11 protein-coding genes are annotated in these 14,945 nt (G+C 45.5%); 5 read left to right on the top strand and 6 right to left on the bottom strand.

The window, feature by feature from the left end:
* Positions 1-16: 16 nt before the first annotated feature.
* Both dsdX and AACR11_RS05660 read left to right on the top strand, forming a co-directional pair.
* Positions 17-1,354 carry a D-serine transporter DsdX gene (gene dsdX / locus AACR11_RS05655; protein WP_029789425.1) on the top strand — a complete coding sequence of 446 codons (1,338 nt, stop codon included), beginning with the start codon at positions 17-19 and terminating at the stop codon, positions 1,352-1,354.
* 15 nt (positions 1,355-1,369) lie between these two features.
* On the top strand, positions 1,370-2,701 hold the full coding sequence (locus AACR11_RS05660; RefSeq protein ID WP_029789423.1) for a D-serine ammonia-lyase: 1,332 nt from the start codon (positions 1,370-1,372) through the stop codon (positions 2,699-2,701).
* Between the two features lie 260 nt (positions 2,702-2,961).
* Here AACR11_RS05660 and cydC read toward each other — a convergent pair whose 3' ends face one another.
* The 3 genes from cydC to trxB all read right to left on the bottom strand — a co-directional run bounded on the left by cydC (position 2,962) and on the right by trxB (position 7,526).
* Positions 2,962-4,683: a heme ABC transporter ATP-binding protein/permease CydC gene (gene cydC, locus AACR11_RS05665; protein WP_029789422.1), complete on the bottom strand. Its 1,722-nt coding sequence runs from the start codon at positions 4,681-4,683 to the stop codon at positions 2,962-2,964.
* On the bottom strand, positions 4,676-6,463 hold the full coding sequence (gene cydD / locus AACR11_RS05670; protein ID WP_029789421.1) for a heme ABC transporter permease/ATP-binding protein CydD: 1,788 nt from the start codon (positions 6,461-6,463) through the stop codon (positions 4,676-4,678). The genes cydC and cydD overlap by 8 nt, the downstream gene beginning before the upstream one ends.
* 103 nt (positions 6,464-6,566) lie before the next feature.
* Positions 6,567-7,526: a thioredoxin-disulfide reductase gene (gene trxB / locus AACR11_RS05675; protein WP_005444498.1), complete on the bottom strand. Its 960-nt coding sequence runs from the start codon at positions 7,524-7,526 to the stop codon at positions 6,567-6,569.
* A 368-nt stretch (positions 7,527-7,894) separates the two neighbouring features.
* Here trxB and AACR11_RS05680 point away from each other — a divergent pair, with 368 nt between their 5' ends.
* Together AACR11_RS05680 and AACR11_RS05685 are read left to right on the top strand one after the other, a co-directional pair.
* A complete protein-coding gene (locus tag AACR11_RS05680) occupies positions 7,895-8,554 on the top strand; it encodes a 2OG-Fe dioxygenase family protein (RefSeq protein ID WP_005444497.1) in 660 nt (219 codons plus the stop codon).
* Positions 8,538-9,773 carry a cysteine desulfurase-like protein gene (locus AACR11_RS05685; RefSeq protein ID WP_029789420.1) on the top strand — a complete coding sequence of 412 codons (1,236 nt, stop codon included), beginning with the start codon at positions 8,538-8,540 and terminating at the stop codon, positions 9,771-9,773. Before AACR11_RS05680 ends, AACR11_RS05685 begins: the two co-directional genes overlap by 17 nt.
* A 79-nt stretch (positions 9,774-9,852) precedes the next feature.
* Here AACR11_RS05685 and AACR11_RS05690 read toward each other — a convergent pair whose 3' ends face one another.
* Complete coding sequence (locus AACR11_RS05690) at positions 9,853-10,677, bottom strand: DUF2797 domain-containing protein (RefSeq protein WP_029789419.1); 825 nt, start codon at positions 10,675-10,677, stop codon at positions 9,853-9,855.
* A gap of 340 nt (positions 10,678-11,017) precedes the next feature.
* Here AACR11_RS05690 and AACR11_RS05695 point away from each other — a divergent pair, with 340 nt between their 5' ends.
* Entirely contained in the window at positions 11,018-12,355 is a 1,338-nt protein-coding gene (locus tag AACR11_RS05695) for a GGDEF domain-containing protein (RefSeq protein WP_029789418.1), read from the top strand.
* Between the two features lie 196 nt (positions 12,356-12,551).
* Here AACR11_RS05695 and AACR11_RS05700 read toward each other — a convergent pair whose 3' ends face one another.
* On the bottom strand, positions 12,552-13,922 hold the full coding sequence (locus AACR11_RS05700; RefSeq protein ID WP_009698107.1) for an SLC13 family permease: 1,371 nt from the start codon (positions 13,920-13,922) through the stop codon (positions 12,552-12,554).
* Positions 13,923-14,167: 245 nt separating this feature from the next.
* Positions 14,168-14,902 (bottom strand): SanA/YdcF family protein, encoded by a 735-nt coding sequence (locus AACR11_RS05705; RefSeq protein ID WP_009700901.1) that lies wholly within the window; start codon positions 14,900-14,902, stop codon positions 14,168-14,170.
* Between the last annotated feature and the right edge of the window lie 43 nt (positions 14,903-14,945).

Consider the following 14,945-nt stretch of genomic DNA (forward strand, 5'->3'; position numbering starts at 1 on the left):
CAACATAGGTCTGAACATGGAATCCAACCTTTGGGTCATTACTACCCTCATAACGAGTATCTTAATGATCGTTTTTGCGATCGTTAAGTTTAAACTCCATCCTTTTTTAGCGCTGTTACTCGCCAGTTTTTACGTTGGTGGGATGATGGGCATGCAACCTTTAGAGACGGTCAGTGCTATCGAAAGTGGCATTGGCGGCACTCTTGGTTTTCTTGCTGTCGTGATTGGTTTAGGCACCATACTTGGCAAGATGATGGAAGTGTCTGGGGCGGCTGAGCGAATTGGGCTTACCCTACAAAAGATTCGCTGGCTATCACCTGAAGTCATTATGGTGTTAATCGGCCTTGTTTGCGGAATTACTCTATTCGTGGAAGTTGGCGTAGTGCTGTTAATTCCACTGGCTTTTTCGATTGCGAAAAAAACCAATACCTCACTTTTAAATCTCGCCATTCCGCTTTGTACCGCCTTGATGGCCGTGCACTGTATTGTTCCTCCACACCCTGCCGCATTGTTTGTGACCAATGAGCTTGGTGCTGATATCGGTTCTGTGATTTTCTATGGCTTACTCATAGGTTTGGTTGCGTCTTTAGTTGGCGGTCCGCTGTTCTTGAAGGTGATGGGTGCTCGTCTACCTTTCAAAACTGTACCTGAAGAGTTCACCTCATTAGAAGTGAAAGATGAATCACAATTACCATCTTTGGGGGCGACGCTATTCACCGTGATGTTACCTATTGCGCTGATGCTGTTAAAAACGGCGGCAGAACTCAATATGGAACATGGCAGTGCGCTGTACACCACTTTGGAGTTTATCGGTAACCCAATTACAGCAATGTTTATCGCCGCTTTTGTTGCTTATTACATGTTAGGTATTAAGCAGAACATGGGCATGAGTGTACTGCTTGAGAAAACGGAAGGTGCATTTTCTTCGATTGCTAACATCTTGCTGATTATTGGCGCTGGTGGTGCATTCAACGGCGTATTAAAGGGCAGTGGTTTGGCGGATGTATTGGCACAGTTACTTTCTAATCTCGATATGCATCCGATCCTTCTTGCATGGCTTGTCGCGATTATTCTGCATGCGGCAGTGGGCTCTGCCACCGTTGCCATGATGGGCGCGACGGCAATTGTGGCTCCATTACTCCCACTTTATCCGAACGTAAGTCCAGAAATCATTACTCTGGCTATAGGCTCTGGCGCAATTGGTTGTACGATAGTGACCGATTCGCTCTTTTGGTTGGTGAAGCAATATTGCGGAGCCACGATGACAGAAATCTTCAAGTACTACACGACAGCGACATTCATTGCCTCTTTTGTTGCATTAGCAGGCACATTCCTTCTGTCGTACATGATCTAATAAAGGTAAACAATAATGACTACGCATAACGTAAACGCACTAGTAGCAGAATTCCCTTTGGTTGAGCGACTCATTGGGTTAGAAGAGGTGGTTTGGTTCAACCCAAATATCACCACACTTGAAGAAGGTCTGCCGTACGTTGGTTTAGGTGCAGCCAACATCAAAGACGCGAGTGAACGACTAAAACGCTTTGCTCCATACTTAATGAAAGCCTTCCCAGAAACGGTGGCTTCTAACGGAATTATTGAATCGAACGTTGTTGAAATCGACAAGATGAAGTCATGCTTGGAAGTGCAATACGGCACTCAAATTCTTGGACGTTTGATGCTTAAAAAAGACAGTCATTTGCCTATTTCAGGATCAATAAAGGCGCGTGGTGGCATCTATGAAGTACTAACACATGCAGAGAAGTTGGCGATTGAAGCTGGGCTTCTAAGTGAAAGTGATGATTACAGCAAATTGTTCAGTGAAGAGTTTCGTCAGTTCTTTCAGCAGTACAGCATTGCCGTAGGTTCGACAGGGAATCTCGGTATGTCTATCGGCATCATGAGTGCAAAACTTGGCTTCTCGGTATCGGTTCATATGTCAGCGGATGCACGAGAGTGGAAGAAAAATAAGCTGCGTTCTCATGGCGTAAACGTGGTGGAGTACGAGCAAGATTACGGTGTTGCTGTAGAGCAGGGACGCAAAGAAGCGGAGAAAGATCCAACTTGCTTCTTTATTGATGATGAGAACTCTCAGACCTTGTTCTTAGGTTATTCCGTTGCAGGCGAACGCTTGAAGCAACAGTTTGATGATATGGGTATCATCGTTGACGCGGAGCACCCTCTGTTCGTTTACCTACCTTGTGGGGTGGGCGGTGGCCCTGGTGGTGTGGCGTTTGGCTTGAAGATGGCATTTGGTAACCACGTTCATTGTATCTTCGCGGAGCCGACACACTCTCCGTGTATGCTGCTTGGGGTGCACACTGGCTTACATGATGACATCGCGGTGCAAGATCTTGGTATCGACAACATTACTGCCGCTGATGGTCTAGCGGTAGGGCGTGCGTCTGGTTTTGTGGGACGAGCAATGGAAAGACTGCTTGATGGTTACTACACCATGACGGATGAGCGAATGTACCATCATCTGGGTGAGCTAAGTGAACAAGAAGACATTCGTTTAGAGCCTTCTGCATTGGCGGGCATGATGGGGGCAGTTCACGTTTCACAAGACCAAGTTTACCAAGCTCGAATGCAATTTAGTGAAGATAAGATGAAGAACGCCATTCACCTAGTTTGGGCGACGGGTGGTGGCATGGTGCCAGAGGCTGAAATGTCGGCGTACCTTGCGAAATCTGGTCGATAATCGAGTTTGCTCTTGCTTTGGGAACTGCGAGAGTAATACCAATCGTAGCAAATAGCTGGTCATTCTAGCTGGTTATAACGCTTGATAACTTTGTTTACTTTTCGTTTCAAAGTAAGTTAATTGTAGAGTAACTACTTATCGAAAATTTTAGCCTTGTTCTCAAGCGTTTTTCCTGCGTTAACTTTGAACACTTGCTTACTGTGATTGGTATAAAAAAGGGCTCATCAATGGATGAGCCCTTTGTTTATGTTAATTCCAGACTACAGAGATTGTAATAGCTGGTGGTAACGACCTTTCTCAGCTAGTAGCGCTTGGTGGCTACCTTGTTCGATGATCTCGCCTTGCTCCATCAGACAGATGTTGTCCATGCTTTCTAGCTCAATCAAACGGTGGGTGATAAATACCACGGTTTTGTTCGCAAAGTGCTCTTTGAACAGTGCCATTACCGTTTGCTCGGTGCGTTTGTCTAGACCTTCAGTTGGTTCATCAAGAAGCAGGATTGGGGCATCACGCAATAGAGCGCGCGCAATACCAATTCGACGCTTTTCACCACCAGACAGTTGACGTCCGCCATCACCTAACCAAGCGTTCAATCCTGGCTCTTCTAAGAGATTCGCCAAGTCCACTTTGATCAGAATATCAGCTAGCTGCTCGTCCGTGGCTTCAGGGGCTGCAAGCAGCAGGTTGTCACGCAATGTGCCATTAAGAACATCAACACGTTGGCTTACTACTGTGATTGCCGCGCGCAGATCAGATTCACTCCAATCTTGCAGAGGTGCGCCACCGATGCTCACTTGACCCTGGTTTACATCCCAGTAGCGACAAAGCAATTGAATAAGTGTTGATTTACCTGAACCAGTTTGACCAACAATCGCCGTTTTCGAGCCTAGTGGCAGTGATAGCGTTAGATCTTTCAGTACTTTTTGCTGACCATCAGGGTAGGTGAAATCTACCTTGCTGAACTCAATATCTAACGGCTTATCTTCGCGTTTAGAACGTTCAGGGAAGATAACGTCTGGTTCAGCTAGTGTGATTTCGTTTAATCGACGTGCTGAAGTCAGTGTTTGACCTAGGTATTGGAAAGCACCGGCGATTGGCATCAGAATTTCAAAGCTCGCCATGGTGGCAAATGCGAACAGCGCAATCCAAGGATCTGGCGCACGACCACCAACGCCATCCGCAGCAAACCACAGCATCGCAACGAGCGTTAAACCATTCGCTAGCATCAGCAGGCCAGACGCCATGCCCGTTAGGTTCGCGTTGATAAACTGGTTGGATAGCAGTTGTTTTTGCTTCTCAAGAATCACATTGCGGTAGCGCTCTTCTGCGCCGAATAAGCTTAGTTCGCTGTAACCTTGCAACCAGTCTAGTGTTGCCACGCGTAGCTGTGCTTTATTTTGTGTCAGATGTTCGCCGTTATGCTTACCCAGTTTGTAGAACAGTACCGGCCACACTAACAGCATTACCGTTAGAATACCGCCAAGCAATAGGGCAAGATGCCAGTCAAAGAAAGCAAGCACTGCGGTTAGCGACAAGATGCCGAATACGCCAACAATCACAGGGCTGATAAGACGCAAATAAACATGATCCATTGCATCTACATCCGCCACTAGACGGTTGAGTAAGTCTGCATCACGCAAAGTCGAAACACGACCGGGGATCAACGGCGCAAGCTTCTTGAAGAAGAAGATACGTAGATCCGTTAGTAGCTTGAAGGTCGCATTGTGGCTAACCACTCGTTCACCCCAACGACCTGCCGTACGTGCCATTGCCGCACCACGAACACCTGCGCCAGGCAACATGTAGTTAAAGGTCTCGCGAGCTATGGTCAATCCTGCCACAGCAGCAGCCGAAATAAACCAGCCTGATAAGGTCAGCAGACCAATGGAAGCGGCCAGTGTTAGGAAAGCCAGTAGCATACCCAGCGACAAACCAAACCAGTGCTTTTTATACAGTTTTAGATAAGGGAGTAAATCACGCATCTAAGTTCCCCTTGTCTGATTCACGTTGAGCTAGGTTGGCAGCCAACATTTCTTTAAATAAACCATCTTGAGATGCCAGAGTTTCGTAATCACCACGTTGGACAATTTGACCTTCTTGCATCACCAAAATCTGAGACACATTTTGCAGTGGTGCCAATTGGTGAGTGATCATCAAGTTAGTGGTGGATTCGGTGTATTTACCGATGCCTTCCATCACAAGTTTCTCGCTCCGAGCATCCAAGCTGGCGGTTGGCTCATCGAGTAACCAAAAACGCCCGTTTTGTAGCATCGCACGCGCAAGTGCAAGACGTTGTGCCTGACCAACAGATAGACCACCGGAGCGGTCAGAAATTTGGTAATCCAAGCCATGCATTTCAACAAACTCTGCGGCGTGAGAGTCGTTGAGTACTGAATGGACTTGTTGGTCTTGAATATCTTGCTTGCCCAAGGTGACGTTGTCACGAATGCTGCCGTGTAAAAGCATCGGGTTTTGCCCAATCCAACTGATGGCTTTTCGCCATGTAGACAAGTCCAGCTCAGATAATTCACAACCGTTAACTTTCAGACTGCCCTTGTATGGCATAAAGCCAAGGATGGTGTTCACTAAGCTGGTTTTACCTGCACCACTAGGGCCAACTAATGCCGTGCTTTGGTTGGCGTCTAAAGAGAAGGTTAGGGGACCGACGAGTTGTTTGCCTTCTGGACTGAAGATAACAAGGTCACTGGCTTCGATGTGAATCGCTGCGTTTTGCTCAACGACTTTATTGCCGTCTTTCACTTGGTCAATGTCTAGCTCTAAGAACTCAACGATGCTTTCTGCTGCACCGACTGCTTGCTGCTTCGCATGATAGAAAGTGCCTAGATCGCGCAGTGGTTGATAGAATTCAGGCGCAAGGATAAGAATAAACAAACCGGCGAAGAGGGTTACGCCAGCGCCGTAATAGCCGAAGTTCAGTTCACCGATGTAGCTGAAACCGAAGTATACCGCAGTAATCGCAATTGAAATCGAAGTGAAGAACTCAAGCACGGCAGAAGATAGAAAGGCAATCTTCAAGACATCCATCGTACGTGTACGGAAGACTTCTGATGCCCCTTTTAATGTCTCGGTTTCTGACTTAGTGCGATCGAACAAACGAATCGTTGTCATCGCTTGTAAGCGGTCGTAGAAATGCCCAGAAAGACGTTGTAGCGCTTTGAAGTTCTTGCGGTTTGCGTCAGCGGCTTTCATACCAACCAAGGCCATGAACATTGGGACCAATGGCGCAGTTACTAGGAAAATTAAACCCGCTGCCCAGTTAATAGGGAAGACCACCACCAGAATGATGAAAGGCACCAATACAGACAACGACATTTGTGGAAGGTAGCGAGAGAAGAAATCTTGCATATCTTCTACTTGCTCTAAAATCAGAGTTGCCCAACTGCCCGCTGGCTTGCCTTTGATGTAAGCAGGACCAAGTTGGTGGACTTTATCGAGAATCAGTTGACGAATATAAACGCGGATTTGTTCACCACAACGGTATCCCGCAATTTCGCGTCCCCAAGTACAGGCCGCGCGACCAACAACGGTGACACCTAATCCGACGAAGTGCCAAACAAGTTCACTTTTGTCGACATGCTCAATGATTAACTGGTGGAGAATGGAGGCGAGCAGGGCTGCTTGAGCCAATAAAAACACGCTTGATAGTACGCCTAGGCCTATCGCAACCATCAGCCAGCGCTTGGCTAACTTACTTTGTTGCTTAAGCCACTTATTCAAGCTGCTTTGCTTTTTCTTATCCATCGTGAAGGCTTAATGATAATTGTTTTAATGAGGCGGTAGTATACAAAAGAAAACCCAGCGGGAATACCGCTGGGCTTTAAGGATATGACACAAATGTGAAAAGTTATTTGTCAGTAAGTGCGTCTAGGAAACGTTCTGCATCCAGTGCAGCCATACAACCAGTACCTGCAGAGGTAATAGCTTGACGGTAGTTATGATCCATCACATCACCCGCTGCGAACACACCTTTAATGCTGGTTTGTGTTGCGTTTCCTTCAAGACCAGATTGAACAATGATGTAACCATCTTTCATGTCTACCTGGCCTTCAAAGATCTGTGTATTTGGTTGGTGACCGATTGCGATGAATGCGCCCATTACTTCGAGATCTTCGGTCGCACCGCTGTTCACATCTTTGATACGAACGCCAGTAACGCCCATGTCGTCACCTAGCACTTCATCTAGAGTGCGATCAGTATGAAGAATGATGTTACCGCTTTCTACTTTATCCATCAGACGCTTCACGAGGATCTTTTCAGCGCGGAATGAGTCGCGACGGTGGATCAGGTGAACTTCAGAGGCAATGTTTGATAGGTAAAGCGCTTCTTCTACCGCTGTGTTACCACCACCCACTACCGCTACTTTTTGATTACGGTAGAAGAAACCATCACAGGTTGCACATGCCGATACACCACGGCCTTTGAACGCTTCTTCAGATTCAAGACCTAGGTATTTTGCTGATGCGCCGGTAGAGATAATTAACGCATCACAAGTGTACTCACCAGAGTCACCTTTTAGACGGAATGGACGTTGAGACAATTCCACTTCGTTAATGTGATCGAACACGATTTCTGTTTCGAATCGTTCTGCGTGCTCTTTCATGCGTTCCATCAAACCAGGACCAGTAAGGCCTTCTGCATCACCAGGCCAGTTTTCTACTTCTGTTGTGGTCGTTAGCTGACCACCTTGCTGCATTCCCGTCACAAGCACAGGGTTTAGATTGGCACGCGCTGCGTAGACTGCTGCGGTGTAACCTGCTGGACCAGAACCAAGAATTAATAGTTTACAGTGTTTTACGTCGCTCATTATGGCTCCATAGAGGGCTGAACATTTTCTCCGATTGTATGGAAATTCTTAGTGCTTTAAAAGCATAAACGAAAGGAGCCAACCGAATTATTGGTTATAGGTTAGAACTTGCTGATGTTTATCATCGAGTGTGCCATTCCAGAATAAAATTCTATTCATAGTGGAGAGTTCTAGTTTCAAATGTGGCGAATGCTCCGTTCTGAATGTTTAGACTGATATTTAACAAAATATTAGATATGTATGTTGTTTTTTTGTTTTTGTTGAAGCTATCAACGTCAAATTCTGGTAATTGCAGAATATTTGCGTATCCTAGAATGTAAATTAAATGTTAATCAAAACAAACTAGATGTGCCTCATTAAAGGAGCCAATGATGTTACATTCACGTGAGAACACCCTACATTTAACTCAGCTCAGCATGGCCGCGATTGAGCAACTTTCTCCTTCCTTTGAAGGACTACCTCGGACAGAACATGCCGATGGTCAGTATCGTTTACGCCGCTACTCCGTCGTGGGGTTTGAAAATGGTCAAGTGATTGATTTAAACAAGAACAGCTTTGTTCAGTCATCGGATATCAACCGCTTTCAAGGTGATGTCGTTCGTCAATTTGAGCCGATTGAGAAAGGTATTCTTTCAAGTGACGGCTTCCGTGAAATGTGCGCGTTGTTTGTTAATGCTAATCACCTACCAGAAGGTCAGGAAATCGAAATTCACCAGATTCGAATCACAGCGATTTATGATGAAACTCAAGTTGCTCCCGAAGGCGTGCACCAAGATGGCTTTGACCATATCGCGCTTGTCGGCGTGGGACGTCACAACATCATGGGCGGGGACATCATGCTTTACAGCAGCCACAATCAAGCGCCTTTCTTCCGTAAAGTGCTGGAGAATGGGGAAGTAGCAATGCTGGCAGACAGCAAACTGTGGCACAATGCCGTTCCAATTCGCTCAGTGATTAATGATCAAGAAGGTCACATGGATGTATTTGTACTGACAGCGACGGACAAACGAAATGAACTTCAATCTTAATCAAATTCGAGAGCAGTTTCCGGCATTGGCGCAATACCATAACGACCGTCCAGTAACGTTTTTTGATGGTCCTGGTGGTTCACAGGTACCGCAGTCGGTGTTAGACAGTATGGTGAGTTACCTTGGGCATTTTAACTCTAATCTCGGTGGGCACTATTTCTCGAGTCAAGCGACGGTTGACGTTATGCAATCCGCTCGTGAGTCTGCGCAAGCACTGCTCAATGCACCTTCATCCGGTAATATCGTTTTTGGTGCCAATATGACGTCACTGACTTTCCAATTAAGCCGTGCGATCAGTCGCGATTGGAAAGAGGGAGATGAAATCATTGTCTCGGCATTAGATCACTACTCCAATGTATCTAGCTGGCAGCAAGCCGCAGAAGACAAAGGCGTCATTGTTCACCAAGTGAGAATCAACGAACATGACTGTACGTTAGATCTAGAACATCTGCAAAGTCTGCTGAGCGAAAAAACTCGCTTAGTCGCTATGACTTATGCATCGAATACCACTGGCTCAATTGTCGATATTCATCAAGTGGTAGAACTGGCGCATCGCATTGGTGCTCAGGTTTATGTGGATGCTGTTCATTATGCGCCGCACCACTTAGTCGATGTGCAAGCAGTAGGGTGTGATTTCTTGGCGTGTTCAGCATATAAGTTTTTTGGACCACATGTCGGTATTGCTTACATTGCTGACCAATGGTTGCACAGTATCAAACCGTATAAAGTGGAACCCGCAACGAATATTGGACCAGGGCGCTTCGAAACAGGAACGCAGAGTTTTGAAGGTTTAGCAGGCGTGACTGCTGCTATCGAATACTTAGCGCAATTTGGTGATGAAGGTGCATCACTTCGTCAGCGTTTAGAGCAGAGCTATGCGTTATATAATCAGCATGAACAGCGATTAAGTGCGCATTTCTTACAGCGTCTGGGTGCGCTTGATGGGGTGAATCTGTTTGGTATTAACGATGAAAGTAGCCAACTGAGGACACCCACGTTTGCTCTTACGTTTGATAAATACGCTCCAGAGTTCATTGCTAAAACGTTGGGGGAACACAATATCTGCGTTTGGAACGGGCACTTCTACGCACTCGGGTTGTTTCGCCAATTGGGGCTCGAAGAATCTGGTGGCGTGGTGCGAATTGGTTGTATGCACTACAACACCACAGCTGAGATCGATATGTTATTTGATGTGTTAGAGAGCATACTGGACGCGTAAGAATCGAAAACTCAAAGAACAAAAAGCTCGGGCACTTGGCTCGAGCTTTTTCGTTTCTCTAAATTCAATTAATCGAGGCTTATTCGCTCACTTCAATCTCATACGAAGTAAATTTACGTACGTTAATCACCCCAGTATCAAAGATTAGGTATTGACCTTTAATGCCTTGTAGCGTGCCAGTGACGACAGGGTTCTTATCAAAGTTGTGTGAGGTGATTTTTGTTGGATGTTGCTGAACTGGGTAGCTCAGGGAAGTGATGTTCTCACTTAATACTTCAATAGCATCATCACCGTATTGTTGCTTAATCTCAGCAATTTTATCTTCCACCAATGGCAGCAGCTCAGCGAAACGCTCTTGTAGCTCAATTGGTTCTCCATCACCTTTTAATAGAGTACGCCAATTCGTCTTATCGGCAATGTGTTTCGCTAACTCTACTTCAATCAGACCAGAGATATGGCGGGTTTTCACCTTGAAGATCGGTAGGCCTTGCGTCGCACCCTGATCGATCCAGCGGGTTGGGATTTGAGTATGACGTGTGATACCAACTTTCAAGCTTGACGTATTCGACAGGTAAACGAAGTGGTCTACCATGCAATTCTCTTCCCCCCATTGAGGTTCACGGCAGGTACCTTGCTCGTAGTGACAAGTTTCTGGCTTCATGATGCACATGTCGCAACTCGCTAACTTTTTCATACAAACGAAACAGTGGCCTTGAGAATAGCTTTTTTTAGTTTTCTTACCGCAAGAGCAGCAGTAAATGTTGCCAGTGTGAGTCAAGGTAAGTGTTTGACCAAGAAACGGACTTAGATCCACTTCTTCATCACCGATAGGTAAACGGTAACTTACGGCACCGTCTAGAGAAGCACGCATCTTACTTAGCGTACCAGTAGCAATTATTGACATGACATTACTCATTATTGTGTTTTTGCACAGTATATACCGAACCGGGCTCGATAGGCAGGAAGAGGGAGCGAAGTTGCGGGATTTGAGTGTTCTTTGTTGGTTTTTTAATCGATGTATTCTATTAGGGTTTGAAGTGCTTCGCACAAGCACCTAAATGAAAATACACAGGCTACTTTGGAGCAAGATCATGTTGTATAACCATATGTAATGTATCAATAGTGAGAATTTGAGTTAAAAATCACTTTTTGGCTTGATAAATAACTTTATTTGAAAAGTGAAATAACATTCAGTACATTGGTCGATATAAACAGAATGATACTCAGTAACTAGGTTGGTCGTGATGAAATGGATACATAGATTAATTTTTGCATTATCGATATGCACCATCAGTTTGGTGGCGTTATATAGCTTGCTTGGTGACACCCGCAAACTTGAAGTTACACCAGACAAGTTCAATATCCATGTAACCAATGACGCTATTGCGGGCGGTCTGAGTGAGTCAGATATTACCTATCAAAACCACAGTTTGACTTTAAATTGTGATCTCAAAGAGAGTAAGTACGCATGGCCATACTGTGGAATTTCCGTGTACACCGATGTAAAAGAAGCAATCAAGGGGTTGGATCTTTCTAGTTACCACACGGTCCGTTTGAAGATCCGTTACGAGGCTGCAGGTGATGGGCAAAGCCCAAGCAAAAATCTACGTTTGTATTTAAGAAACTTTAACTCTGCCTACTCAATACCAACGGATGAATACACCATTAAATACAATGGTATGCAGTTTTCTCCTTCCGATTTCAGTGAGATTATTGAGATCCCAATTAAGAACCTTCAAGTTATGACATGGTGGTTGAATGACAATGATGTTGCTATTGAGCACTCTGCTCCGGAGTTTTCTAACATTACACGCATTGATTTAGCGACAGGTGCAGGTGCGGCGCTTGGTAAACATAAGATCGTGATCGACAAAATTGAGTTTGAAGGTGCGTACGTCCAGCAATCAACGCTGTTGTTTGTTTTATTGTTCTCCTGGATGGCATTAGGTTTGGCATTTTCACTGCACGAGATGCGAAAGAACAAAATGGCTTACAACAAAGCGAAAAAACGTCATCGTCATCTAGAGAAAGTTAACAACACGTTACGTGCGCAAAATTATGAATTCGCTGAACTGGCGCACCGTGATGCATTGACTGGAGCGATGAACCGTCATGCGGTACAAAGTTGGCTAGAGCAGCAAGCTCGACAGGTTCGATGGGGGCACGACTCATTTTCCATTTTGTATATGGACTTAGATAAATTCAAACGTGTGAACGACAAGTACGGTCACCAGATGGGTGATGATATTCTGCGTGAGTTCGTCATGGTAATCTCAAGTTCGATTCAACCCGAAGATCGCCTGGTTCGATGGGGTGGGGAAGAGTTTGTGGTTTTTTGCCCTGACACCAATGTGGAACAAGCGGTAAAAAAAGCAGAAGTCATAAGACAAAATGTTGAAAGTCACTTGTGGGTTCATGGTGAACCTTTGACGTGCAGTATCGGTGTCGCTCAGATGCAAAATGAACGAGTCTCTGAGACGATGGCTCGTGCAGACGAAGTGCTCTACTTAGCTAAGCGCAATGGTCGCAACCGAATCGAAGTGAATTACGGCATGCAAATGAAGTCAGATGTGGCGTCTTAAATCCAGCCTTAGACAGAGAAATACAGAGAAGAAAAAAGGTGGCCGACCGACCACCAAAAGGGAAACTGCTGAACATGACTATGGGGTAGTAGCTAGGTATTCATATGATTACCGAGAACAGCAGCTGTAGTGCTAGACTTTGACGACAGAGAGCTGCGCATGATGTAGCTCTCTGCGTTTTTCCAGAACCTCGTTGTTACCAGAACAACCAAGCGAACAGCGTTAGTGCACCAATACATGCGATGTTCAGAACCATACCAATTCGCATCATTTCTTTCTGTTTAATATGACCCGTTGCAAAAACAATAGCATTTGGTGGTGTTGCTACTGGAAGCATGAAGGCACAAGACGCAGCAACAGCGATTAGCGCAGATAGAATCACTGGCGACAGACCAAGAGCCTCAGCAATGGTTGCAAATACAGGCACCAACAGTGCAGCACTCGCCGTGTTACTTGCAAACTCAGTTAAGAAAACGACGAATGCGACAACGGCTAAGATAGTCAGTAGCACGCCTGCCTGCTCTAGGAATCCAGCTAGACCATTTGCTAGGAATACGCTTGTTCCTGTCGCTTTAAGCACATTGCTCAGACAGATACCACCGCCGAACAAGATCAGTACGCCCCAATCGGTGGTTTTCTCAATATCTTTCCATTCCACTGCTCGTGACGCACCAAGCAAAAGAATTGCACCGATTGCCACTAAGGTATCGAATTTAGCAAAGCCACCTAGCATCGCGTTGATTGGTTTGCTGAAAATCCACAAAGTAACCGTCAATAGGAAGATTGCTAGCGTGATCATTTTGCCGTTTGTCCACTCAACAGGCTGGTGGTCAAGTTCGAACTTGTGGCTCAAATCAGGCTTAGTCATGGTGTAAAGGACCAAGATAGCGATAGGCATGAGAATCAATGAAATTGGTAAACCTAGTTCCATCCACTCTGTAAAACTCAACCCGACTTCTGCCGCTGCGATAGCGTTCGGTGGGCTACCAACTAGCGTTGCAATGCCACCAATAGAGGCGCTGTAAGCAATGCCCAGTAGAACGAACAAGTAGGTACTGTGACTTTTCTTCGCATCCAGTTTGCTCATTACACCTAGAACCAATGGCAACATCATGGCTGTGGTTGCAGTGTTTGAAATCCACATTGAAAGACCCGCGCTAACACCAAACAACATAAACACAGCAACTGACATCTTACCGCGTGCGATGAGCAACACTTTATCGGCGATGGCTTGATCGAGCTTTTGTTTATGAAGGGCAGCGGCAAGAGCAAATCCACCCAAGAACAAGAAGATGATCGAGTTAGAGAAGTTGTTCAGTGCGGCTTGCGTATTAAAGACCCCTAAAAATACCGCGAGTAGCGGGATCAAAAGGGCCGTGATGCTCACATGGATTGCTTCCGTTAACCAAAGTACAGCTACGAAAATCAAAATACACAAGCCAGTTACGACTTGAGGATCAAAGGGTAGGGTGTTGAACAATATAGCGAACAGCAGGACATTAGACGTTAATATCATGCTGTTGCGAGTGAAGAACCAGTTCTTCAATGTCACAGCGAGTGCGGTCATGGTTGTGCTCCTTTTGCATTGCCTTAGTGTTGGTTTTTTATGGCAAAGTAACTGACTTGTAGTTATTTATTGATTAAATGTTACTGCGAATGCGAAAGGTAATTTTGTCTGAATCGACGGTCGAGCAAGAAAGTGTGAGGTTGGGAATTAGAAATGGGTAGAAAGCTACCCATTTACTTTTAATGAATTGTTATCGGTGTGTAATGCATGGCTGAGTGGTTGAAATAAACGACATCTCATAGGGTTTACTGCACAGGGATATTACGTTCGTTATCGATGGTTTCTGGTACCTCTTCCACGGCAACGATTGGCTCTTGAGGACCAAGAAAGCGCGGTTGAGTATGCATTACGTACAGATCTAAGAATGCTTTTACACGAGCCATAAGTTCACGAGTGCGCATGTTGAGTTTTTGCTTGCTTGCCGTTGGACCTGCTACTGCCAAACATTGTGCGTCGATATTGTATGCATCGGCAATGAAAAGAGCACGCTCACAGTGGAACCGCTGTGTGACAATTAGGAAGCGCTCAGAGGCAAAAATCTTCTTTGCTCGAACAATCGAATCCAAAGTACGAAATCCTGCGTAATCGAGATGGATGACCTCCTCCGGCACACCGGCTTTCAGTAAGTCTCGTTTCATCGTCCAAGGTTCATTGTAAGAGCGGTGAGCGTTATCCCCACTCAACAAAAATTGCTTCACTTTGCCTTGTTTGTACAACTCAATAGCCGCATTGATTCGGTGTGTGTAATAGGTGTTGAGCACCTTACCAATGTATTTACTGGTACCAAGAACAACGGCGACTTCATGCTCAGGTACTTGTTCGTAGTCGGTAAAAATTTGTTCTTGTGCTTGTAGCACAACCCAACGGTCTATGGCGATAACGGTGACGAGGAGACCGATTAAAGAGATCGACAAAACCAAAGCCAGACGCTTCCATGAGAATTTAAGCTTCCACTTTGACTTTATGCGGGAAAACAGCAAAACGTTCGATGTCCTTATTTCAATGTGTATCCCTCATCATATC

This window comes from Vibrio sp. L85 (assembly GCF_963871815.1).
GTDB classification, from domain to species: domain Bacteria; phylum Pseudomonadota; class Gammaproteobacteria; order Enterobacterales; family Vibrionaceae; genus Vibrio; species Vibrio harveyi.